Source organism: Paracoccus liaowanqingii, from assembly GCF_004683865.2.
Classification (GTDB): Bacteria; Pseudomonadota; Alphaproteobacteria; order Rhodobacterales; family Rhodobacteraceae; genus Paracoccus; species Paracoccus liaowanqingii.
Window position 1 is genome coordinate 1,613,327 of record NZ_CP038439.1, and the last position, 22,879, is coordinate 1,636,205.

At 69.3% G+C, this 22,879-nt stretch carries 19 protein-coding genes and 1 tRNA gene; 10 read left to right on the forward strand and 10 right to left on the reverse strand.

Annotated features, from left to right (window positions below):
* Positions 1 to 75 precede the first annotated feature (75 nt).
* Together proB and obgE are read right to left on the reverse strand one after the other, a co-directional pair.
* Positions 76 to 1,200, reverse strand: a complete 1,125-nt coding sequence (gene proB, locus E4191_RS07830; RefSeq protein WP_135312917.1) for a glutamate 5-kinase — start codon at positions 1,198 to 1,200, stop codon at positions 76 to 78.
* Positions 1,188 to 2,219 carry a GTPase ObgE gene (gene obgE / locus E4191_RS07835; protein WP_135312918.1) on the reverse strand — a complete coding sequence of 344 codons (1,032 nt, stop codon included), beginning with the start codon at positions 2,217 to 2,219 and terminating at the stop codon, positions 1,188 to 1,190. Before obgE ends, proB begins: the two co-directional genes overlap by 13 nt.
* Positions 2,220 to 2,329: 110 nt before the next feature.
* On the opposite strand from obgE, the gene E4191_RS07840 reads away from it, so the two are divergent.
* The 3 genes from E4191_RS07840 to eno all read left to right on the forward strand — a co-directional run bounded on the left by E4191_RS07840 (position 2,330) and on the right by eno (position 5,812).
* Positions 2,330 to 3,718 (forward strand): protein adenylyltransferase SelO, encoded by a 1,389-nt coding sequence (locus tag E4191_RS07840; protein WP_135312919.1) that lies wholly within the window; start codon positions 2,330 to 2,332, stop codon positions 3,716 to 3,718.
* Between the two features lie 79 nt (positions 3,719 to 3,797).
* Positions 3,798 to 4,478, forward strand: coding sequence for an endonuclease/exonuclease/phosphatase family protein (locus tag E4191_RS07845; protein WP_135312920.1), 681 nt, complete (start codon positions 3,798 to 3,800; stop codon positions 4,476 to 4,478).
* A 59-nt stretch (positions 4,479 to 4,537) separates the two neighbouring features.
* The gene (gene eno / locus E4191_RS07850; RefSeq protein WP_135312921.1) at positions 4,538 to 5,812 is read left to right on the forward strand and encodes a phosphopyruvate hydratase; all 1,275 of its coding nucleotides are present in this window, start codon (positions 4,538 to 4,540) and stop codon (positions 5,810 to 5,812) included.
* Positions 5,813 to 5,852: 40 nt separating this feature from the next.
* On the opposite strand, the gene E4191_RS07855 is transcribed toward eno, so the two are convergent.
* Entirely contained in the window at positions 5,853 to 7,274 is a 1,422-nt protein-coding gene (locus E4191_RS07855) for an aminotransferase-like domain-containing protein (RefSeq protein WP_176562661.1), read from the reverse strand.
* 247 nt (positions 7,275 to 7,521) lie between these two features.
* Between E4191_RS07855 and E4191_RS07860 the strand changes: the two genes are divergently transcribed.
* Positions 7,522 to 8,640: a TRAP transporter substrate-binding protein gene (locus E4191_RS07860; RefSeq protein ID WP_135314379.1), complete on the forward strand. Its 1,119-nt coding sequence runs from the start codon at positions 7,522 to 7,524 to the stop codon at positions 8,638 to 8,640.
* Between the two features lie 96 nt (positions 8,641 to 8,736).
* Here the strand turns inward: E4191_RS07860 and E4191_RS07865 are convergent, their stop codons facing one another.
* The 5 genes from E4191_RS07865 to cobU all read right to left on the reverse strand — a co-directional run bounded on the left by E4191_RS07865 (position 8,737) and on the right by cobU (position 13,568).
* A complete protein-coding gene (locus tag E4191_RS07865; RefSeq protein WP_135312923.1) occupies positions 8,737 to 10,626 on the reverse strand; it encodes a TRAP transporter large permease in 1,890 nt (629 codons plus the stop codon).
* On the reverse strand, positions 10,623 to 11,255 hold the full coding sequence (locus E4191_RS07870; protein ID WP_135312924.1) for a TRAP transporter small permease subunit: 633 nt from the start codon (positions 11,253 to 11,255) through the stop codon (positions 10,623 to 10,625). Before E4191_RS07870 ends, E4191_RS07865 begins: the two co-directional genes overlap by 4 nt.
* A 127-nt stretch (positions 11,256 to 11,382) precedes the next feature.
* Complete coding sequence (gene cobS / locus E4191_RS07875) at positions 11,383 to 12,105, reverse strand: adenosylcobinamide-GDP ribazoletransferase (protein WP_135312925.1); 723 nt, start codon at positions 12,103 to 12,105, stop codon at positions 11,383 to 11,385.
* Complete coding sequence (gene cobT, locus E4191_RS07880; protein WP_135312926.1) at positions 12,098 to 13,051, reverse strand: nicotinate-nucleotide--dimethylbenzimidazole phosphoribosyltransferase; 954 nt, start codon at positions 13,049 to 13,051, stop codon at positions 12,098 to 12,100. The genes cobS and cobT overlap by 8 nt, the downstream gene beginning before the upstream one ends.
* Positions 13,038 to 13,568, reverse strand: coding sequence for a bifunctional adenosylcobinamide kinase/adenosylcobinamide-phosphate guanylyltransferase (gene cobU, locus E4191_RS07885; protein WP_135312927.1), 531 nt, complete (start codon positions 13,566 to 13,568; stop codon positions 13,038 to 13,040). The genes cobT and cobU overlap by 14 nt, the downstream gene beginning before the upstream one ends.
* 130 nt (positions 13,569 to 13,698) lie before the next feature.
* Between cobU and E4191_RS07890 the strand changes: the two genes are divergently transcribed.
* The 6 genes from E4191_RS07890 to E4191_RS07915 all read left to right on the forward strand — a co-directional run bounded on the left by E4191_RS07890 (position 13,699) and on the right by E4191_RS07915 (position 21,229).
* Entirely contained in the window at positions 13,699 to 15,300 is a 1,602-nt protein-coding gene (locus E4191_RS07890; protein ID WP_135312928.1) for a peptide ABC transporter substrate-binding protein, read from the forward strand.
* An 88-nt stretch (positions 15,301 to 15,388) separates the two neighbouring features.
* A complete protein-coding gene (oppB, locus tag E4191_RS07895) occupies positions 15,389 to 16,312 on the forward strand; it encodes an oligopeptide ABC transporter permease OppB (RefSeq protein WP_135312929.1) in 924 nt (307 codons plus the stop codon).
* A 4-nt stretch (positions 16,313 to 16,316) separates the two neighbouring features.
* The gene (locus E4191_RS07900; protein WP_135312930.1) at positions 16,317 to 17,243 is read left to right on the forward strand and encodes an ABC transporter permease subunit; all 927 of its coding nucleotides are present in this window, start codon (positions 16,317 to 16,319) and stop codon (positions 17,241 to 17,243) included.
* A gap of 1 nt (position 17,244) precedes the next feature.
* Positions 17,245 to 18,357 carry an oligopeptide/dipeptide ABC transporter ATP-binding protein gene (locus E4191_RS07905; RefSeq protein ID WP_135312931.1) on the forward strand — a complete coding sequence of 371 codons (1,113 nt, stop codon included), beginning with the start codon at positions 17,245 to 17,247 and terminating at the stop codon, positions 18,355 to 18,357.
* The gene (locus E4191_RS07910; protein ID WP_135312932.1) at positions 18,354 to 19,376 is read left to right on the forward strand and encodes an oligopeptide/dipeptide ABC transporter ATP-binding protein; all 1,023 of its coding nucleotides are present in this window, start codon (positions 18,354 to 18,356) and stop codon (positions 19,374 to 19,376) included. The genes E4191_RS07905 and E4191_RS07910 overlap by 4 nt, the downstream gene beginning before the upstream one ends.
* 2 nt (positions 19,377 to 19,378) lie before the next feature.
* Positions 19,379 to 21,229, forward strand: a complete 1,851-nt coding sequence (locus E4191_RS07915) for an ABC transporter ATP-binding protein (RefSeq protein WP_135312933.1) — start codon at positions 19,379 to 19,381, stop codon at positions 21,227 to 21,229.
* A gap of 12 nt (positions 21,230 to 21,241) precedes the next feature.
* On the opposite strand, the gene E4191_RS07920 is transcribed toward E4191_RS07915, so the two are convergent.
* A complete protein-coding gene (locus E4191_RS07920) occupies positions 21,242 to 22,624 on the reverse strand; it encodes a GntP family permease (RefSeq protein WP_135312934.1) in 1,383 nt (460 codons plus the stop codon).
* A 95-nt stretch (positions 22,625 to 22,719) separates the two neighbouring features.
* A tRNA-His gene (locus tag E4191_RS07925) sits at positions 22,720 to 22,796 on the reverse strand.
* Positions 22,797 to 22,879: the final 83 nt, after the last annotated feature.

Genomic DNA, 22,879 nt, shown 5'->3' on the forward strand with positions numbered 1-22,879 from the left:
GGCCCTTCGGCTTCTTCTTCACGTAAATATCCCCGCCGGAGGCATCCGGCCGCGACGCCGGCCCGCCCGTCGGGATCACAGCACCATGTCGTCGCGATGAACCAGCGCGGCGCGGCCCGGATAACCCAGGATCGCCTCGATCCGCGCCGAGTGCTGGCCCGCGATCAGCCGTGCCTCGTCGGCGGTATAGCGGATCAGCCCGACCGCCATCCGACCGCCGTCGGGGCCCACGATGGCCACCGGATCGCCGCGCCCGAACGCGCCCTCGACCCCGGTTACGCCCGCTGGCAGTAGCGACTTGCCGCGCCCCAGGGCCAGCGCGGCCCCCGCATCGATGCCGACCGTGCCCTTGGGCTTCATCGCCGCGATCCAGCGCTTGCGGGCCAGCTGCGGGTCGGCCTCGGGCAGGAACCAGCTGGTCCGCGCGCCCTCGGCCACCGCCGTCAGCGGGCGCAGGACCGAGCCCTCGGCGATGGCCATGGCGCAGCCGCCCGCCACGGCGGTGCGCGCGGCCATCAGCTTGGTCTTCATCCCGCCCTTGGACAGGCCCGAGACCGGATCGCCGCCCATCGCCTCGATCTCGGGCGTGATCGCCGCGATCAGGGGCAGGTGGCGGGCGGTCGGGTCAGTCTTGGGGTTGGCAGTATAAAGCCCGTCCACATCCGACAGCAGCAGCAGCTGGTCGGCGCCGCAAGTCACTGCGATCTGCGCGGCCAGACGGTCGTTGTCGCCAAACCGGATCTCGTCGGTGGCGACCGTGTCGTTCTCGTTCACGATGGGCACGACGCCAAGGCCCAGCAGGGTCTGCATCGTGGCGCGGCTGTTCAGATAGCGGCGGCGGTCGGCGCTGTCCTCCAGGGTCAGCAGCACCTGCGCGGTGATGACGCCATGCGGGGCCAGAGCCTCCTCATAGGCGCGGGCCAGGCGGATCTGGCCTACGGCGGCCGCCGCCTGCGCCTGTTCCAGCGGCAGCGCACCGCCCGGCAGGCCCAGCACCCGCCGCCCAAGCGCGATGGACCCGGAACTGACCAGCACCACGTCACAGCCCCGCGCCCGCCACGCGGCCACATCGTCGCACAAGCCCCGCAGCCAGTCGCCGCGCAGCCCCTCGGGGCCCACCAGCAGCGCCGAGCCGATCTTGACGACCAGCCGGCGCGCGGCGGCCAGATCGGGCGCCGCCTGAGGGATCAGGGCTGCCATGCCGCCTCGGACTGTTCGGGGGGCGGCGTGCGCGACGGCTCGATCTGGGTCCACAGCGCGCGCAGAACCTCGGTCACGCCGGTCCGGGCGACTCCGGACATCAGCAGGACCGGGTGGCCCAGCTCGGCCTCCAGCGCGGCGCGGCGTTCCTCCAGCACATCATCGTCCAGCGCGTCGATCTTGTTCAACGCGGTGACGCGGGGCTTTTCCATCAGGATCGGGGAATAGGCCGCAAGCTCGGTCAGGATCGTGCGGGCGTCCTCGGCCAGCGTCTCGGAGGTGCCGTCCACCAGATGCAGCAGCACGTTCGAACGTTCGACATGGCCCAGGAACTGGTCGCCCAGACCCCGGCCCTCGGAGGCGCCCTCGATCAGGCCCGGAATGTCGGCCATCACGAATTCGCGCCCGTCCACGCCGACGACGCCCAGGTTCGGGTGCAGCGTGGTGAAGGGATAATCGGCGATCTTGGGCCGCGCATTCGAGACGGCGGCGAGGAATGTCGACTTGCCCGCATTGGGCAGGCCCACCAGACCCGCATCGGCGATCAGCTTCAGCCGCAGCCAGATGGTGCGCTCGACCCCCTCCAGCCCCGGATTGGCGGTCCGGGGCGAGCGGTTGGTCGAGGATTTGAAATGCAGGTTGCCCCAGCCCCCGTTGCCGCCCTTGGCCAACAGCACGCGCTGGCCGACCTCGGTCAGGTCGGCGATGACGGTTTCCTCGTCCTCGTCCAGGATCTCGGTGCCCACGGGGATGCGCAGCTCCACGTCATCGGCGGATTTGCCGGTCATCTGGCTGCCCATGCCGTGCTGGCCGGATTTCGCGAAGAAATGCTGCTGATAGCGGAAATCGATCAGCGTGTTCAGCCCCTCGACCGCCACGGCCCAGACATCGCCGCCGCGTCCGCCGTCGCCGCCATCGGGGCCGCCATATTCGATGAACTTCTCGCGCCGGAAGGACACGCAGCCCGCGCCGCCGCCGCCCGAGCGGATATAGACTTTGGCGAGGTCGAGAAATTTCATGAACAGGCTCCTTTTGCCGCCCGGCGATACGCCCTTGCGGGGCGTCGCGCAAGGGCGGCGGGCTGGCAAAGCCGCGCCCCGCACCTATGTAAAGGGCAAAGGAGACCGCGATGATCCGTTTCGACAACAGCTATGCCCGGATGCCCGAGGGCTTCTTCGCCCGCGTGGACCCCACCCCGGTGAGCGCGCCGCGCCTTCTGGCGCTGAACGGCCCGCTGGCTGACAGGCTGGGGCTGGACCGGGACGCGCTGACGGTGGGCATGCTGTCGGGCAATGCGGTCCCCGAGGGCGCCGCCCCCCTGGCGCAGGCCTATGCGGGGCACCAGTTCGGCGGCTTCGTCCCGCAGCTGGGCGACGGGCGCGCGGTCCTGCTGGGAGAGATCACGGCGCCGGACGGGGCGCGCTTCGACATCCAGCTGAAGGGCTCGGGGCCCACACCCTTCTCGCGGCGCGGTGACGGGCGGGCCTGGATGGGGCCGGTGCTGCGCGAATATCTGGTGTCCGAATTTATGGCCGCGATGGACGTCCCCACCACCCGCGCGCTGGCGGCGGTCGCCACCGGAGAGGAAGTGTGGCGCGAACAGGGCGGGCTGCCCGGCGCGGTGCTGACCCGGGTGGCGGCCAGCCATATCCGCGTGGGCACCTTCCAGTTCTTCGCCGTGCGCGACCGCAAGACGGATCTGGCGGCGCTGACCGATCATGTCATCGCGCGCCATTACCCGCAGGCCGACGGCCCGCTGGCGCTGCTGGACCAGATGGTCGCGGCCCAGGCCGAGACCATCGCGCAGTGGATGTCGCTCGGCTTCATCCACGGGGTGATGAACACCGACAACATGGCGATCTCGGGCGAGACGATCGACTACGGGCCCTGCGCCTTCATGGATGTCTATCATCCCGACACGGTGTTCTCCTCGATCGACCGGCAGGGGCGCTATGCCTGGGCCAACCAGCCCAACATCGCTGTCTGGAACCTGGCGCAGTTCGCCACCTGCCTGATCCCCCTGATGGGCGAGGAGGAGGCGGCGGTCGAGGCCGCGACGCATTCCGTCCACCGCTTCGCGCCGCTGTACCAAGCGGCTTGGCTGCGCCGCTTCGGCGCCAAGCTGGGGATCGAGGGCGCCCCGAACCAGGCGCTGATCGAGCGGCTTCTGGGCCTGATGGCCACGCAGCGGGCGGATTTCACCCGGGTCTTCGCGGGCCTGTCGGACGGGACCGCGCGCGACGAGTTTCTGGACCGCGACGCCTTCGATGCCTGGGCGCGCGACTGGCAGGCGCTGTCGCCCGACCGGGCGGCGATGGCCCAGGCCAATCCCCGCCGCATTCCCCGCAACCACCGCGTCGAGGAGGCCATCGTGGCCGCCGTGGCGGGCGACATGGCGCCCTTCGAGCGGCTTTTCGCGGCGGTCACCCATCCCCGCGATCTGCGCGAGGATTGGGCAGACCTGGCCCATGCCCCGACCACCGGGCAGGCGGTCCTGCAGACCTTTTGCGGAACCTGACGGGCTTGTGCGCGCGCCCCTCTTGCGGGCGGCGCGTTCCCGGCCATGATCTGCCCCATGCCCCCACGCGGACGGACGGATGCTGAAGATCGCCAGCTACAACCTGCACAAATGCCGAGGGCTGACCGGCCCCCACGCGCCCCTGCGCAACCTTGCGGTGATCCGGGCGCTGGATCCCGACATCATCGCCCTGCAGGAGGTCGACTTCCGCTATGGCGCCCGCCCCGAGGCGCTGCCGCGCAAGCTGATCCAGGCCGAGACGGGTCTGGTCCCCGCCGACATCACCGGCACCACCGACAGCAGCCTGGGCTGGCACGGCCAGACCATCCTGATGCGCCCGCACCTGGCCGCCCAGGCCGTGCTGCGCCGCCTGCCGCTGCCGGGGCTGGAGCCGCGCGGCGCCGTGGCGCTGCGCCTGCCGGGCCTGACGGTGATCGGCGCGCATCTGGGGCTGGCGCGGTCCTCGCGGCGCGCGCAGCTGGCGCGGATCACCGCCCGGGCCGGACGGATCGGCGGCGACAACATCGTGCTGATGGGCGATTTCAACGAATGGCGCGACGACCGGGGCTTGGAATCGCTGGCGGGCTTCCGGGTGATCGCGCCCGGCGCCTCGTGGCCCGCGCCCCTGCCCCGGCTGCGGCTGGACCGCATGGCCCTGTCCAACGCGCTGGAGGTGCTGGAGACCGGCGTCTTCACCGGGGCGGGGGCGCGCGACGCCTCGGATCACCTGCCGATCTGGGCGCGCATCAACCTGCCGTGAAGATTGCGACTTCGGGTCGCGGGCGCTAAGAAGGCGCCAAGCATCAACGGAGGGTCTTCATGACTGCCATCATCGACATTTTCGCCCGTGAAATCCTGGACAGCCGCGGCAATCCGACCGTCGAGGTCGACGTGACGCTGGAGGACGGCACCCTGGGCCGCGCGGCGGTCCCCTCGGGCGCCTCGACGGGCGCGCATGAGGCGGTCGAGAAGCGCGACGGCGACATGTCGCGCTACATGGGCAAGGGCGTCCTGGAGGCCGTGGCCGCCGTGAACGGCGAGATCTCGGAAAACCTGGTGGGCGAGGACGCGACCGAGCAGCGCGCCATCGACGCAATGATGTGCGATCTGGACGGCACCCCCAACAAGGGCCGTCTCGGTGCCAACGCGATCCTGGGCGTGTCGATGGCGGTGGCCAAGGCCGCGGCCGAGGCGACGGGCCAGCCCCTGTACCGCTATGTCGGCGGCACGGCGGCGCGCATCCTGCCGGTGCCGATGATGAATATCATCAACGGCGGCGAGCATGCCGACAACCCGATCGACATCCAGGAATTCATGATCATGCCGGTGTCGGCCGAGAACATCCGCGAGGCCGTGCGGATGGGGTCCGAGATCTTCCACACCCTGAAGAAGGAACTGTCGGCGGCGGGCCTGTCCACCGGGATCGGCGACGAGGGCGGCTTTGCCCCGAACCTGTCGTCCACCCGCGACGCGCTGGACTTCATCCTGAAGGCCATCGAGAAGGCGGGCTACCGCCCCGGCGAGGACATCATGCTGGCGCTGGACTGCGCCTCGACCGAATACTTCAAGGGCGGCAAGTACGAGATGAAGGGCGAGGGGAAATCCCTGACGCCTGGCGAGAACGTCGACTATCTGGCGGCGCTGTGCGACGCCTATCCGATCCTGTCGATCGAGGACGGCTGTTCCGAGGATGACTGGGACGGCTGGAAACTGCTGACCGACCGCTTGGGCGACCGGGTGCAGCTGGTCGGCGACGATCTGTTCGTGACCAACCCGACGCGCTTGGCGCGCGGCATCGAGACGGGCTGCGGCAACAGCCTGCTGGTCAAGGTCAACCAGATCGGCACGCTGTCGGAAACGCTGGACGCGGTGCGCATGGCCGACCGTGCGGGCTATACCTCGGTGATGTCGCACCGCTCGGGCGAGACCGAGGACGCGACCATCGCCGATCTGGCCGTCGCCACGAATTGCGGTCAGATCAAGACCGGCTCGCTGGCCCGCTCGGACCGGTTGGCCAAGTACAACCAGCTGATCCGGATCGAGGAGATGCTGGGCGCCACGGCGGAATTCGCCGGTCGCAGCATCCTGCGCTGACCCCGGTCGCGCGATCGGCACCCCCGGTCGCGCGTGCCCCTCAGTCCGGCCCCTCCAGCGGGCCGGACCGGGCCATCTGCCCCAGGGTCTGCAGCGCGGCGGCCAGCCGGTCGCGCGGCATCCGGCAGTTCAGCCCGACCCGCACGCCCTCGTCCGTTCCCCCGTCCTGCCCCGGCACCCGGAAATCCGAGGTCGGGCGCGCGATCACCCCCGCCGCCGCGGCCCGCGCCACGAAATCCACCGCCGTCCAGGGCGGCGCCAGCGGCAGCCAGACCATCGGCACGCCCGGCTGCGTCACCGCCCCCAGGCCCGCGAACGCCTCCTGCGCCAGGGCCAGCCGGTCGGCCACCTGATCCTGCACCAGCTGCGCGATCCGCGCCGCATCGCCCGACCGCATCAGCCGCGTGACCAGCCCGGTGATCGGCAGCGACAGGCCCATATGGCTGTGCTGGGCAGCGACGCGGCCCGCCTGCCCCATCCCTTCGGGGCAGATCAGGATGCCGAAGCGCAGCCCCGCCGCGATGATCTTGGACAGGCTGGACACGTGCCAGACCCGCTCGGGCGCCAGGGCCCGCAGGCTGGGCGGGCCGTCGGGCCGGGGGCTGGGGGCATAGCATTCGTCCTCGATCACCTGCAGGTCGTGGCGCCGCGCGACCTCGACGATGGCGGCGCGGCGGGCGGGGCCCATTCCCGCCATGGTGGGGTTCTGGGCCGAGGGCGTCAGGCAGACCAGCCGCGCCCCCGAGGCCCGCGCCACCCGGTCCAGGTCCGAGGGCACCATCCCCTGATCGTCCAGCGCCACCGGCAGGGTCTGCGCCCGCATCAGCCGCGCGGCATGGCCGATGCCGGGATAGGTCAGCGCCTCGGCCATGACCCGGGGCGCCTGATCCGCCAGGCACAGCGCCATCACCAGCGTGATCGCGTGCTGCCCGCCATTCGTCAGCACCATGTCGGCCACCGAGACCGGCCCGAGCGCGCGGTCCGACATCCAGTCCAGCGCCGCCGCGCGGCAGTCCTGATCGCGGCTGAGCGGCATGTAGTCCAGAAGGTCCGCATCCAGCCCCCCGGCCAGCGCGCCCAGGTGACCCCCGATGATCCGCGCCTGCCCGCAATCGGGCAGCTGCGGGATGCGCAGGTCGGCGGGCCCCTGCGCCTGCGCGGGATGGTCCAGGCTTTCGTACAGCAGCGGCTGCGGCACCGGCGGGCGCGGGCGCGGGGCGGCGATGAAGCTGCCGCGCCCGACATGGCTTTCGACCACGCCCTCGGCGGCGGCGGCCTGATAGGCGCGGGCCACGGTGCCGGTGGTGACCTTCAGCCGCCACGCCAGATCGCGCATCGGCGGCAGGCGCGTGCCCGGCGCCAGAAGGCCCGACCGCGCCGCCTCGCGCAGCGCATTGGCCAGCGCGCGGAACTTGGGGCCGGGCTGGCCGGACAGGTCGGGCTGCCATTCCTCGATCCGCATGGGGACCTCCCTGTGTCGCGCGCGTGGACCCCGTGTTACTGCGCCGATTTGCCGCGCACAATCGGCTGGATGCGGGTTCGGGGCCTGCCGGCGCGGGCCGGGGCGAAAATAACCGCCCCCCGGGGAACGCCGACCCTCGACAGACGCAAAAGCCCGACTAGACTGCAGGCCATCCGGGTGGGACGACCGGGGCCGAGGGGGCCCCCCCATTCGAAACGGAGGAGAGAGAATGAAAGATTCCAAAACCCTGGGCCGCAGGTCCTTCCTGACCCGCGCCTCGATCGGCGGTGCCGCGGCCGCGGCCGGCGGCGTCCTGGCCGCCCCGGCCCTCGCGCAGGAGGCGCCGCAGATCAACTGGCGCTTGGCCTCGTCCTTCCCCAAGTCGCTGGACACGATCTATGGCGGCGGCGAGGAGCTGTCGCAGCGCCTGTCCGAGGCGACCGACGGCCGGTTCCAGATCCAGGTCTTCTCGGCGGGCGAGATCGTCCCGGGCCTCGACGCCATCAACGCCGCGACCGACGGCACCGTCGAATGCGCGCATTCGGTGGGCTATTACAACTGGGGCAAGGACCCGGCCTTCGCCTGCGGCGCCGACCTGCCCTTCACCTTCTCGGCCCGCTCGAAGGCCGCCTTCAACTATCACGGCGGCGGGATCGACAACTACAACGCCTTCCTGGAGCAGTACAATCTGGTCAGCTATCCGGGCGGCAACACCGGCACCCAGATGGGCGGCTGGTACCGCAAGGAGATCAACACCCTGGCCGACCTGCAGGGCCTGAAGATGCGGATCTCGGGCCTGGCGGGCCGGGTGGTCGAGAAGCTGGGCGTGGTGCCGCAGCAGATCGCGGGCGGCGACATCTATCCCTCGCTGGAGCGCGGCACGATCGACGCGGCCGAATGGGTCGGCCCCTATGACGACAGCAAGCTGGGCTTCCAGAAGGTCGCGCCCTACTACTACTATCCCGGCTTCTGGGAGGGTGGCCCGACGGTCAGCTTCTTCGTGAACAAGGGCCAGTGGGACAGCCTGCCCGAGAACTACAAGTCGCTGTTCCGCACCGCCGCGCAGGCGACGGACCAGAACATGCTGGCCAAGTACGACTACCTGAACCCCACCGCCCTCAAGGAGCTGGTGGGCACCGGCGCGCAGCTGCGCTCGTTCAGCGAGGAGATCCTGATGGCCTCCTATGCCGCCGCCAACGAGGTCTATGCCGAGGTCTCGGCCGAGAACGAGTCCTTCAAGACCCAGTACGAGGCGATGCTGCAGTTCCGCGACGACTGGTACCTGTACCAGCAGACGGCGGAATACACCTTCGACACGTTCATGATGATCCAGCAGCGCAATGGCGGGCTGGGCCAGGCGGGCTGATCGCCGCCTGACGCAACCGAAAGCCGCCGCGCGGATCCCGCGCGGCGGCTTTTTCGTGTCCGGGTGATGGGGGCCGGACCGACCGGACCCCGGGGATCAGTTCCCCGACAGGCCCGGGGGCGGGCCGCCGAAGCCCAGGCCCATCCCGCCCGAGGGCGCCGCGGCCCCCGGTGCCGGGGCGGTCTGCGGGGCGGGTGCGGGTGCTGCCGGATCCGTGGGCGCCGGGGTCGCGGGCGCCGGGGTCGCGGGCGGCTGCTGGCCGAAGGGCGATCCGCCCAAGCCCCCGAGCGTGCCGAAGCCGCTTCCGCCGCCCTCGGCCGGGGCCGAGCCGCCGCCCAAGCCACCGCCAAGTCCTCCGCCGAGGCCCCCACCCAAGCCCCCGCCCATCGGGATCTCAATGCGCATGTTCGAGGTGTCGATGACCGGGCCGCGGTAATGCATGACCATGGCCGGGAAGGCGATGACGGCGGCGATCATCATCACCTGCAGGCCGACGAAGGGCACCGCCCCGCGATAGATGTGCAGCGTGGTGATCGGGTCCATGCGCTTGCCGGTGATCTTGTCCAGATAGGACTGCCGTGGCGCCACGGATCGCAGATAGAACAGCGCGAAGCCCACCGGCGGGGTCAGGAACGAGGTCTGCATCGTCACCGCCAGGATCACCCCGAACCAGACCAGATCGACCTCCAGCGCATTGGCGGCGGGGATCAGCAGCGGCACGATCACGAAGGCCAGCTCGAAGAAGTCGAGGAAGAAGCCCAGGATGAAGATGATCACGCAGGCGGTGATCAGGAAGCCCACCTGACCGCCCGGCAGCGCGGTCAGCAGGTCGCGCACCCAGATATGGCCGTTGATCGAATAGTAGGTCAGCGAGAAGACCGTGGCGCCGATCAGGATGAACATGACGAAGGCCGACAGCTTGACCGTCGACAGAAGCGCCTGGTTCAGCACCAGATAGGTCAGCCGCCCCTTCATCGCGGCCAAGATCAGCGCGCCCATGGCCCCCATCGCGCCGCCCTCGGTCGGCGTGGCGATGCCGAGGAAGATCGTGCCCAGCACCAGGAAGACCAGCGCCAGCGGCGGGATCATCACGATGATCACCTGCCGCGTCATCGGCGACAGCAGCCCCAGCCCGGTCATCCGGTCCAGCATGGCCGCGATCAGCAGCACGGCGACCGCGATGGTCGCCGCCCAGATCGGGGCATTGGCGATGCCCGCCCCCTCCAGCCCGCGCGCGGCCAGCCAGTAGACCGCCACCGCGCCCAGGATCGCCGCCAGCAGCGACCAGCCGCCCGAACCCAGGCTGCGGGCCTCCAGCGGCAGGGCCGGCATGGATTTGGGGCGCAGGAAGGACAGGACCAGCACATAGAGGATGTAGATGCCGGTCAGCGCCAGCGCGGGCACCAGCGCGGCCTTGTACATGTCGCCCACGGACCGGCCCAGCTGGTCGGCCAGCACGATCAGCACCAGCGACGGCGGAATGATCTGCGCCAGCGTCCCCGAGGCCGCGATGACCCCGGTCGCCAGCGGCTTGTCGTAGTTGTAGCGCATCATGATCGGCAGCGAGATCAGACCCATCGAGATGACCGAGGCCGCGACCACGCCCGTCGTCGCCGCCAGCAGCGCGCCGACCAGGATGACCGCATAGGCCAGGCCGCCGCGGACCGGGCCGAACAGCTGGCCGATGGTGTCCAGCAGCTCCTCGGCCATGCGGGACCGTTCCAGCACGATGCCCATCAGGGTGAAGAAGGGGATGGCCAGCAGCGTGTCGTTGCGCATGACGCCGAACACCCGGTCGCCAAGCGCGCCCAGCAGGTTCCAGCCCAGGTTCACCTGGTCCGACAGCGGCGTCAGGAACACCCCGAAGAAGAAGAACAGCAGCCCGTTGGCCGCCAGCGCGAAGGCGATGGGATAGCCGAACAGCAGGAAGGCCACCATCGAGAAGAACATGATGGGGGCCAGGTTGTGGGCGATGAGGTCGATCATGGGCGGCGCTCCGGCGTGTCGGCGGCCTGGGATGCGGCCTTCTGTTCGTCTTCCAGACCGACGACCATCAGGGCGGCCTCTCGCAGCGCGGCCTCGTGGGTGTCGCCATGGGCGATGGGGTCGGGGATGATGCCGCGCATGACCGCGACCTTCTTGATCAGCTCGGAAATGCCCTGCGCGAACAGCAGGCCAAAGCCCGCCACCATCACGCCGCGCACCGGCCACAGCGCCAGCCCGCCCGCGTTCATCGACACCTCGCCGGTGCGCAGGCTGCCCATCAGGGCGGGCCAGGTCAGCCACAGCATCACGGTGGTGAAGGGCAGCAGGAACAGCACCGTGCCGATCACGTCGATCCAGTGCTGCGCGCGGCGCGACCAGCGGCCATAGATCACGTCGATGCGGATATGCTCGTTGTCCAGCAGCGTCCAGGCCGAGGCCAGCATGAAGGCCGCGCCGAACAGATACCACTGCGCCTCCAGCCAGGCGTTCGACGAGATGCTGAAGACCTTGCGGATGATCGCATTGGTGGCGCTGATCAGCACCGCCAGCAGGATCAGCCAACTGACGGACCGGCCGATCAGGGTCGTGATGCGGTCGATGCCGCGCGATAGGGCCAACAGGGCACCCATGATATGTCTCCTCCCCTCAGGCGCTGCCCGTTTCCGGGGCAGGTGTCCGGTAGACCCGGCATTCCGCGCAGTCACCGGATATGCTGCATCCGCCCCCATACGGTCAAGTTTTTACGGCTTCTTGACGCTAGGTCATCAGGGCCAGCCCGACCAGCGCCGCGCATTCCGCCAAGAGGGCCGAGGCGCCCAGCACGTCGCCGGTCTGCCCGCCCAGCAGCCGACAGGCCCGGCGCGAGACCGCCACGACCGACAGGCCCACCAGGACGGTGGCCAGCGCCGCCGCCCCCGGCCCCGGCGCGCAGAGCCACAGGGCCAGCACGCCGATCAGCGCGGCCATCGCTGCCGCCCGGCGCGAGGGGCGACCCGCGCCTTGTCCCAGCCCGTCGCTCCGCGCGGGCGGCAGGGCGCGCATCAGAAGGACCGGCGCCACCCGGCCCAAGGCCGCCGCCCCGATCAGCGCCAGCGGCCCGAGCGCGGTCAGCGCCGCCACCCGGATCAGCGCAGTGGCGATCAGCGCCATGGTGCCATAGCTGCCGATGGTCGAGTCGCGCATGATCCGCAGCCGGTCCTCGCGCGTGCGCCCGCCGCCCGCGTCGGCGAAATCGGCCAGCGCATCCTCGTGCAGCGCCCCGGTCAGCCAGACGGCCAGCGCGACGGCCAAGGCGGCGGGCAGCAGGCCCGGCCCCGCCAGCCATAGGGGCAGGCCCGCCATCGCACCCACCAGCGCGCCCACCAGCGGAAAGGCCCAGGCCGCCTCCGACAGAGGCACCATGCGCGGCGGAAGGAAGCGGCCAAGCGGCAGCCGGGTCAGGAAGACCAGCGCCAGCAGGACCTGCTGCGGCCTAGTCAATCCCGGCCTCGGCGAAGGTCGCCATGCCGTTGTGGCATTCCAGCGCCGCGCGCAGCACCATCAGCGCCACCGCCGCGCCCGATCCCTCGCCCAACCGCATGTCCAGCGACAGGACCGGCGGCATGCCAAGCGCCGCGATCAGGCGGCGGTGGCCCGGCTCGGCGCTTTCATGGCCGATCAGGCAATGGGCCAGCGCGTCGGGGTCGTCGCGGGTCAGCGCCCCCGCCGCCGCCGTGCAGATGAACCCGTCCAGGATGACCGGGATGCGCAGCGCGCGCGCGCGCCCGATCGCCCCGCAGATCGCCGCCTGCTCGCGCCCGCCGAAAGCCGCCAGCGTGTCCTCGGTGCCGGTCGTTGCGTGCCGCGCCAGCCCCTCGGTCACGACGCGGATCTTGGCGGCCAGCATGTCCCCATGGGCGCCGGTGCCGGGGCCGACCCAGTCCTCGGCCCGCCCCCCGAAGGTCGCCGCCGCCAGTGCCGCCGAGGTGGTGGAGTTGCCGATCCCCATCTCGCCCAGGATCAGGACCTGCGCCTGCGGGTCCACGGCATCTGCGCCGCGCGCCATCGCGTCCCGCACCTCGGCTGGCGTCATCGCGGGGCCTTGGGTGAAATCGCCGGTGCGCCGGTCCAGATCCAGCGCCACAACGGACAGATCGGCCCCCGCCACGCGGCACAGCTGGTTGATCGCAGCCCCGCCCGCGCGGAAATTGGCGACCATCGCCGCCGTCACGGCGGGCGGAAAGGGCGTGATCCCCTGCGCGGTGACGCCATGATTGCCCGCAAAGACCAGCGCCTGCGCGCGGTCGATCCGGGGCCGGTCGGTCCCCTGCCAGCCCGCCATGAAGACCGCCAGCTCCTCCAGCCGCCCGAGCGAGCCCGGGGGCTTGGTCAGCTGCACCTGCCGGTCGCGGGCGCCCTGCGCGGCGGTGTCGTCAAATCGGGTCATCGGGATCCTCTCGGGACGGCTTGAGCCGCAGGGGCAGGCCGCTGACGGCCAGCCAGACCTGATCGGCCATGTGGGCCACGGCCTGATTCATCCGCCCGTGATCGTCGCGGAAGCGCCGGGCCAGCGCATTGGCGGGCACGATCCCCTGCCCCAGTTCGTTGGTCACAAGGACGACAGGACAGGATTGCTGACGTAACGTCACGACAAGGCCTTCGACATCCGCGCGGCCCTCGCAATTCGACATCCACAGGGTCAGGCAATCGACCAGCCGCACGCCCTGCCCGTCGGTCGCGCGCAGCGCGCCCGCCAGATCCAGGGGCGTCTCGATGGTGCGCCAACCGTCGCCGCGACCGCGTTGATGTTGCTGTATTCTGTCCGTCATCTCACCGTCACGCGGCTCGGCCGTGGCCAGATAGATCCGGGGCAGTGCATGACGTGCAACAAGCCGCTCGGCCAAGGCCGACTTGCCCGACCGCGCGCCGCCGGTCACCAGGGTGATCTGTCCGCGTTCCCTCATGCGGGCCTGTTTTCCACAGGGCGCGCGGCTTGAAAAGCGCGAAACGCGGCTTGCCCATGCAGACGGTTTCACTCACCTTCGTGCCATTCAGGTGCGAGACGACACCGACACGCAACTTGGAGGAGTTGGGATGACCAAACTTTTCACCACCACCGCCCTGCTGACCGCCCTGGCCCTGCCGGCGCTGGCCGTCGAGCCTGCCGAAGGCGAGACCCTGGCCGAGACCCAGACCTATACCTATTGGCTGCTGGACGCGATCAAGTCGCTGGACCCGGCGCTGAACACGGATGTCGAGGGCTCGGACGCGCAGCGCAACCTTTATGAGGGGCTGATGATCGAGGATGCCGCGGGCGCGATGATCCCCGGCATGGCGACCAGCCACGAGGTCAGCGAGGACGGGCTGACCTATACCTTCACGCTGCGCGACGCCAACTGGTCGAACGGCCAGCCGGTGACGGCGGATGATTTCGTCTATGCCTGGCAGCGCGTCGTCACCCCCGAGACCGCGTCGGAATATGCCTGGTACCTGGAACTGATGAACGTCCAGAACGCCACCGCCATCGTCGCGGGCGAGATGACCCCCGACCAGCTGGGCGTCGCCGCGCTGGACGACAAGACGCTGCAGGTCACGCTGACCACGCCCACGCCCTATTTCATCAACACGCTGTCCCACACCACGACCTATCCCGTGCCCCGCGCGGTGATCGAGGAGCATGGCGACGCCTGGACCCGGCCCGAGAACCTGGTCGGCAACGGCGCCTACACGCTGGCCAGCCACAATCTGGGCGTCGAGATCGTCTTCGAGAAGAACCCCGAATACTGGGATGCCGAGAACGTCCTGATGGAAACCGTGCGCGGCGTCACGGTGAACGACAACAACGTGGCCCTGACCCGCTATCAGGCGGGCGAGCTGGACCGCGTGCAGATCCCCGCCGGGCAGTACCCGCGCCTGTCGGAGGAGTTCCCCGACCAGGCGGTCTCGGTCCCCTATGGCTGCTCCTATGCCTATGTTTTCAACATGGGCGAAAACGGCCCCGAGGCGCTCAAGGACCAGCGCGTCCGCGAGGCGATGGCCCTGTCGCTGAACCGCGAGGTCATCGTGGATCAGGTCCTGCAGGGCGGCCAGCGCCCGGCCTACAGCTGGACCCACTGGGCGATCAACGGCTTTGCCGCGCCCGAGGGCGGCATGGAGGACATGCCGATGGAGGCGCGCCTGGAGCGTGCCGCCGAGCTGCTGGCCGAGGCGGGATACGGCCCCGACAACCCGGTGCGCCTGCAGCTGCAGTACAACACCGACGACAACCACCGCCTTCTGGCCATCGCCGCCCAGCAGTTCTGGCGCCCCCTGGGCATCGAGATCGAGCTGAACAACGTCGAATGGGCGGTTCATACCGACCGCCTGCAGTCGGGCGATTTCGAGGTCGCGCGCTATGCCTGGTGCGCGGACTACAACGAGGCGACGACCTTCCTCGACTGGTTCCGCACCGACGGCTACAACAGCGGCAAGTGGTCGAACGCCGAATATGACGAGCTGCTGGCCGAGGCCCGCACCGCCGAGGACACCACGCCGCTGTACCAACGCGCCGAGGAGATCCTGGCCGAGGAGGTCCCCGCCGCCTTCGTCTATCACTATTCCAAGGTCGACATGATCAACCCCGCCATCAAGGGCCTGCCGACCGAGAACCTGCGCAACACCTGGTATGCGAAAGACCTCTATCGCATCGCCGAATAAGCCGTCAGGCTGACCACGGGGCCGGGGCGGAGCCATTCCGCCCCGGCCCTGCGCTTTTCATTCCATCCCGCAGGGAAGGCCCCACGCGATGTTCGCATTTGTCCTGCGACGGCTGGCGGTGGCGATACCCACGCTGCTGCTGCTGATCGTCTTTTCCTTCCTCCTGATGCATCTGGCACCGGGCGGTCCCTTCACGGGCGAACGGGCCCTGCCCCCGCAGGTGCTGGCCAATCTGGAGGCCCAGTACGGGCTGAACGATCCGCTCTGGCTGCAGATCTGGAACTATCTGGTCAGCGTGGTCGTGCATTTCGACTTCGGCCCCAGCTTCGTCTATCCCGACCGCACGGTGAACCAGCTGATCGCCAACGGCTTTCCGGTGACGCTGACCTATGGCGGGCTGTCCTTCGTCACCGCCGTGATCTTCGGCGTGTCCCTGGGCGTGGTGGCCGCGATCTGGCACAATTCCTGGATCGACTATCTGGCCGTGGGCATCTCGATCGGCGCGCAGGTGCTGCCGAACTTCGTCATGGCGCCGCTGCTGGTCCTGATCTTCACGCTCTGGTACGGGCTGCTGCCCGGCGGCGGGTGGAGCTTTTCCGATCCCAGCTTCTGGGTCATGCCGGTGATCGCGCTGGCGACCAGCTACATGGCCTCGATCGCGCGGATCACCCGGTCCTCGATGCTGGAGGTGCTGGGCAGCAACCACATCCGCACCGCGCGCGCCAAGGGGATGCCGGAGCATCGCGTGATCATCCGCCATGCGCTGAAGCCCGCGATGCTGCCGGTGATCAGCTATCTGGGGCCGGTCTTCGTGTCGATGATCACCGGGTCGGTGGTGATCGACATCTATTTCTCGACCGGCGGGATCGGCAAGGCCTTCGTGGACAGCGCGCTCAACCGCGATTATGCGGTGATGATGGGCGTGACCATCCTGGTGGGCGCACTGACGATCCTCTTCAACCTTCTCGTCGACGTGCTCTATGCATGGATCGACCCCAAGATCAGGTATTAAGGTCATGGTCATCGATCAGCAGAAGATGCAGTCCCTGTCCGACCGGCTGGTGACGGACGAGGTGCGCGGGCGCAGCCCCTGGGCCGATGCCCGCCGCCGCTTCTGGCGCAACCGGGCCGCGATGCTGGGCCTGACGATCCTGGTGCTGGTGACGCTGTTCGCCCTCTTCGGCGGCGTCTTCTCCCAGTGGTCGGGCGAGGAGCTGGATTTCAGCGTCATGGGCCAGGTGGCCCAGATGGGCCAGCCGTCCTTCGCCAACGGCCATTACTTCGGCACCGACAATCTGGGGCGGGACCTCTACGCCCGTGTCGTGCAGGGCACCCAGATCAGCCTGATGGTGGGCATCGTGGGCGCGGGCATCGCGGTCATCGTCGGCACGCTCTACGGCGCGACGGCGGGCTATGTCGGCGGGCGCACCGACCAGATCATGATGCGCGCCGTCGATATCCTGATGTCGATCCCCTACATGTTCGTGCTGATCCTGCTGCTGGTCATGTTCGGGCGGTCCATGTCGATGCTGTTTCTGGGCATCGGGCTGATCTCGTGGCTGGACATGAGCAGAATCGTGCGCGGCCAGACGCTTAGCCTGAAGAACCGGGAATTCATCGAGGCCGCGCGCGCCACCGGCGTCTCAAGCTTCCGCATCATCATCCGCCATATCGTGCCAAACCTGCTGGGCGTCGTGGCGGTCTATGCGACGCTGCTGGTGCCGCTGATGATCCTGACCGAAAGCTTCATCAGCTTCCTGGGCCTCGGCGTGCAGGAACCGCTGACCTCGTGGGGCGCGCTGATTTCCGAAGGCGCGGGCACGATGAACTATGGCACCCTGTGGCAGCTGGCCTTCCCGCTGTTCTTCTTCGTCATCACGCTGTTCGGCTTCTTCTTCGTGGGCGACGGCCTGCGCGATGCCCTCGACCCCAAGGAGAGGTGACATGGCCCTTCTGACCCTCACGGACCTGTCGGTCCGCTTCGCCACCAACGACGCCGAGGTCCGCGCCGTCACCGACGTGAACCTGACCGTCGATCAGGGCGAGACCCTAGGCATCGTCGGCGAATCCGGCAGCGGCAAGTCGCAGCTGTCCTTCGCCATCATGGGCCTGCTGGCGCGCAACGGCCGCGCCTCGGGCAGCGTGATGTTCGACGGGCAGGAGATCCTGAACGCGCCCGCCAAGGCGCTGAACCGCATCCGGGCCGAGCAGATCGCGATGATCTTCCAGGACCCGATGACGTCGCTCAATCCCTACATGCGGGTGGCCGACCAGATGGCCGAGGTGCTGACCCTGCACAAGGGCATGGGCAAGCGCGAGGCCGTGGCCGAATCCGTGCGCATGCTGGATGCGGTCAAGATCCCCGACGCCAGGGGGCGCATCCGCCTCTATCCGCACGAGTTCTCGGGCGGCATGCGGCAGCGGGTGATGATCGCGATGGCGCTGCTGTGCCGCCCCAAGCTGCTGATCGCGGACGAGCCCACGACCGCGCTGGACGTGACCGTTCAGGCGCAGATCATGGCGCTGCTGTCGGACCTGCAGCGCGATTTCGGCATGGCGATGATCCTGATCACCCACGATCTGGGCGTGGTCGCCGGGTCCTGCGAGCGGGTGGCCGTCATGTATGGCGGCCGCATCCGCGAGACGGGGCCGGTGCGCCCGATCTTCGCCGAACCGACCCATCCCTATACCCAGGGCCTTCTGAACGCGATCCCGCGCGTCGATCAGGAGGGTGACGAGCTGCGCGCCATCCCCGGCCAGCCGCCGAACATGAGCCGCCCGCCCCCGGGCTGCGCCTTCCAGCCGCGCTGCCCCTATGCCCGGGAGGGCTGCGACAGCATCGACCCCCCGCTGGAGATCTTCGCGCCGGACCGCGCGCGGGCCTGCCACGCCCCCGTGGCCGAGGTTCTGGCCCGCCGGACCACCCGCCATCCCGACGCGGACCAGTCTGCCGACGACACTGGCGCCCATCCCGGCACCGTCGCGGACAGCGCCATTCCCCGCGGCGCCGTCGCCGGCGCCGGTGCCGCCGGAACCCCCACGGAGGGACAGCCATGACCCCGCTTCTGGACGTGCGCGACCTGCGCGTGACCTTCCCCATCCACCCCGAGGGCGCGATGCCCTGGGCCAAGCCGCTGCCGCTGCAGGCCGTAGCGGGCGTGGATTTCACGTTGAACCCTGGCGAGACCCTGGGCGTGGTGGGCGAATCGGGCTGCGGGAAATCGACGCTGGCGCGCGCGCTGATCGGGCTGGTGCCCGCCTCGGGACAGGCGCGCTGGTCGGACGGACAGGACCTGCTGGCGCTGAGCGCGCGGCAGATGCTGAAATACCGCCAGGACATCCAGATGGTCTTCCAGGACCCGCTGGCCAGCCTGAACCCGCGCATGACCGTGGGCCAGATCATCGCGGAACCCCTGACCACGCACCGCCCGGACCTGAGCCGGGCAGAGGTCAAGGACCGCGCCCGCGCGATGATGGACAAGGTCGGGCTGCTGCCCAACCAGATCAACCGCTATCCGCACGAGTTCAGCGGCGGCCAGTGCCAGCGCATCGGCATCGCCCGGGCCCTGATCGTGGAACCCAAGCTGATCATCTGCGACGAGCCCGTGTCGGCGCTGGACGTGTCCATTCAGGCGCAGGTCATCAACCTGCTGATCCGGCTGCAGCGCGATCTGGGCCTGTCGCTGGTCTTCATCGCGCATGACCTGTCGGTGGTGAAGCATATCAGCGACCGGGTCATGGTCCTCTATCTGGGCAAGGTGATGGAGATCGCGTCCTCGGCCGACCTCTATGGCGCGCCGCAGCATCCCTACACGCAGGCCCTGCTGTCGGCGGTGCCGGTGCCCGATCCGACCATCGAGACCGCCAAGACCATCGTGCCGCTGGCGGGCGATCTGCCCTCGCCCATGAACCCACCCTCGGGCTGCGTGTTCCGGACCCGCTGCCCGCGTGCGCAGGCACGCTGCGCCGCCGAGGTGCCGGTGCTGCAGGGCACGGACCACCGCGCGGCCTGCCATTTCCCCGGCCCCCTGACGGCCGAGGAGATCGCCCACGCCCGCCGGACAGAGGCCGCCTGAGCATGCCGCCCGACACCCCCGCCGCCCCGGATTTCTCGGCGCGTTGGGCGGCGCTGAAGAACATCCCACCCTTTCTGGCGATGGTCTGGCGGGCCAGCCCCGCGCTGACCCTGGCGATGGTGGTGCTGCGCCTGATCCGCGCGCTGATGCCGGTGGCGATGCTGTGGGTGGGCAAGCTGATCATCGATCAGGTCGTGGCGCTGTCGGCCTCCGGCGGGCCCGAGACCCTGACCGGCTGGTGGGACAGCGGGCTGGCCGACGGCCTGGTCTGGCTGGTCGCGCTGGAGCTGGCGCTGGCCGTGGGACAGGACGTGCTGGGGCGGCTGGTCACCTATGTCGATGCGCTGCTGCAGGAAAAGCTGGTCATCGACATCTCGATCCGGCTGATGGACCATGCGGCGGGCCTGGATCTGGCCAGCTTCGAGGATGCGGGCTTCCAGGACCGGCTGGACCGCGCGCGGCGCCAGACGATGGGGCGGATCCCGCTGCTCAACCAGCTGATGCAGCAGATGCAGGACAGCGTGACGGTGGCCAGCTTCGCGGTGGGCCTGATCCTCTACAACCCCTGGCTGGTGGTGCTGCTGGCGCTGGCGCTGATCCCGTCGCTGCTGGGCGAGATGCATTTCAACGCCCGCACCTATGCGCTGAACCACGCCCGCGCCGCCGACCGGCGCGAACGCGACTATCTGCGCATGATCGCCGCCACCGCCGAGACCGCCAAAGAGGTCAAGATCTTCGGCCTCTCGCCCTGGCTGCGCGACCGCTATCTGGTGCTGGCGCGGCGGTTCTACGTGGAAAACCGGGTGATCCAGCGGCGGCAACTGTCGGTCATGGCGGTGCTGACCGCGCTTGGCACGCTGGCCTATTACGCGGCCTTCCTGTGGATCATCGCGCGCACCCTGACGGGGCAGCTGTCGCTTGGCGACCTGACCTTCCTGTCGGGCAGCTTCCTGCGCCTGCGGGGGTTGCTGGAGGGGCTGCTGGCGGGCTTTTCCGGCATGGCGGGACAGGCCATGTATCTGGACGACCTGTTCGAGTTCTTCACCGCGGTCCCCGCCATCGCCTCGCCCGCAGACCCGCTGCCGGTGCCGCGCCCGATCGTTCAGGGCTTTCGCTTCGAGAATGTCGGTTTCCGCTATCCGGGCCGCGAGGACTGGGCGATCCGCCACATGACGCTGGACTTGAAGGTGGGCGAGACGGTCGCGCTGGTGGGCGAGAATGGCGCAGGCAAGACCACCATCGTCAAGCTGCTGGCGCGGCTCTACGATCCCGACGAGGGGCGCATCACGCTGGAGGGGCGCGACCTGCGCGACTATGACCTGGACAAATTGCGCGGCACCATCGGGGTGATCTTCCAGGATTTCGTGCGCTATGCGGTGACGGCGGCCGAGAACATCGCCATCGGCCGGATCGAGGCGCGCGACGACCGCCCCCGCATCATCGCCTCGGCCGAACGCGCGCTGGCCGATCAGGTCATCGCCAAGCTGCCGCAGGGCTATGACCAGATGGTCGGGCGCCGCTTCGCGCGCGGGTTGGACCTGTCGGGCGGCGAATGGCAAAAACTGGCCATCGCGCGGGCCTACATGCGCGACGCGCAGCTGCTGGTGCTGGACGAGCCGACGGCGGCGCTGGATGCGCGGGCGGAATACGAGGTCTTCCAGCGCTTCAAGGACCTGACGGCGGGGCGGACGGCGCTGCTGATCTCGCACCGCTTCTCCTCGGTGCGGATGGCCGACCGGATCATCGTGCTGGAGGCGGGCCGGGTGCAGGACCAGGGCACGCATGCCGAACTGGTCGCCCGCCCCGGCCGCTATCGCGAGCTGTTCGAGCTGCAGGCCCAGGGCTACCGCTAGGTCGGGCTATCGCTAGATCACGCTGCCCAGCACGATCACCGTGATCAGCGCCACGACCGGGATCGCGACCGCCACCACGAAGATGTCGGCATAGCTTTTCTTGTGCGTCAGCCCGGTGATCGCCAGCAGGGTGATGACCGCGCCGTTATGGGGCAGCGCGTCAAACCCGCCCGAGGCCAGCGCGGTCACGCGGTGCATCAGCTCCATGCTGATCCCCTGCGCCCGCCCCATCTCGGCGAATTGCGCGCCAAGTGTCTGCAGCGCGATGGACATGCCGCCCGAGGCCGAGCCGGTGATCCCCGCCAGCACGTTGACCGCCACGGCCAATGATGCGACCGGGTTTTCCGGAAACAGCCCCAGCACCGCGTCGCGGATGATCGTGAAGGCCGGCAGCGAGGCGATGACCGCGCCGTATCCCACCTCGGAGGCGGTGTTGAAGATCGGCAGCAAGGACCCCATCGTGCCGGCATTGACGCTTTCGCGCAGGTCGGCGAAGCGGCGCCAGTTCAGCCCGATGGCCAGGCAGATCGACACCACCAGCGACACGATGATCGCCCAGATGCCCGCCACGGCGGCCAGGTCCGTCTCTCCGTATTCCGGCAGGGCCAGATAGTCGGCGGTCATCGCCGGAAAGATGAACCAGGTCAGCGCGGCGTTCAGCACGATCACCGCCACGACCGGCAGCACGGCCAGCGCAAAAGGCGGCAGGTCGGCCTCGTCGCGCAGATTGGCGTCGGCGGCGGTGGTCGGGTGGTCGCCATAGCCCTCGGACCGGCTGGCGGCGGCAGCGGCGCGACGGTTCAGCCAGATCGTGCCCCCCGCCAGCATGATGATCCCCGCCAGCAGCCCGAACAGCGGCGCGGCGAAGACATTGGTGCCGAAGAAGGGCATCGGGATCGCGTTCTGGATCGCGGGCGTACCGGGGAATGCGGTCATGGTGAAGGTGAAGGACCCGAGCGCGATGGCCGCGGGCAGCAGCCGTTTGGGGATGTCGGCGCGACGGAACAGCGCGTTGGCGATGGGATAGACGGCAAAGGCCACCACGAACAGCGACACGCCGCCATAGGTCAGCACCCCGCAGGACAGCACCACCGCCAGCACTGCGCGCCCGGGGCCGAGCCGGTCCACGATCCACTCCGCGATGGACCGCGCCGCCCCGCTGTCGGCCATGACCTTGCCGAAGATCGCCCCCAGCAGGAACAGCGGGAAATAGGTGATGACATAGCCGCCAAGCGATCCCATGAAGACCTGCGTGTAGGTCGCCAGCAGCGGCAGCCCCCCCGACAGCGCCACCGCCATCAGCGACAGCAGCGGCGCCAGGATCAGCACCGTGATCCCGCGATAGGCCAGATACATCAGCAGGATCAGCGACAGGAAAATTCCCAGCAGGCCCATGGCGGCTCCTCTAGCGGCTTTGGGCCAGAGTGGCAGCGCGACGCGCGCGCGGCAAGATGCTGCGCTGCGGAAACTTTATCCAACTTGGGGGGAAATGGTACCGCCTACCCGTCTCGAACGGGTGACCTCTAGATCCACAATCTAGCGCTCTAACCAACTGAGCTAAGGCGGCACAGGGCGGTTTCTTAGCCCCGACGCGCCCGGCATGCAAGCCCCGCTTGCCGCGAAATCGCGTTTGCGCTAGAGAAAGTTTCC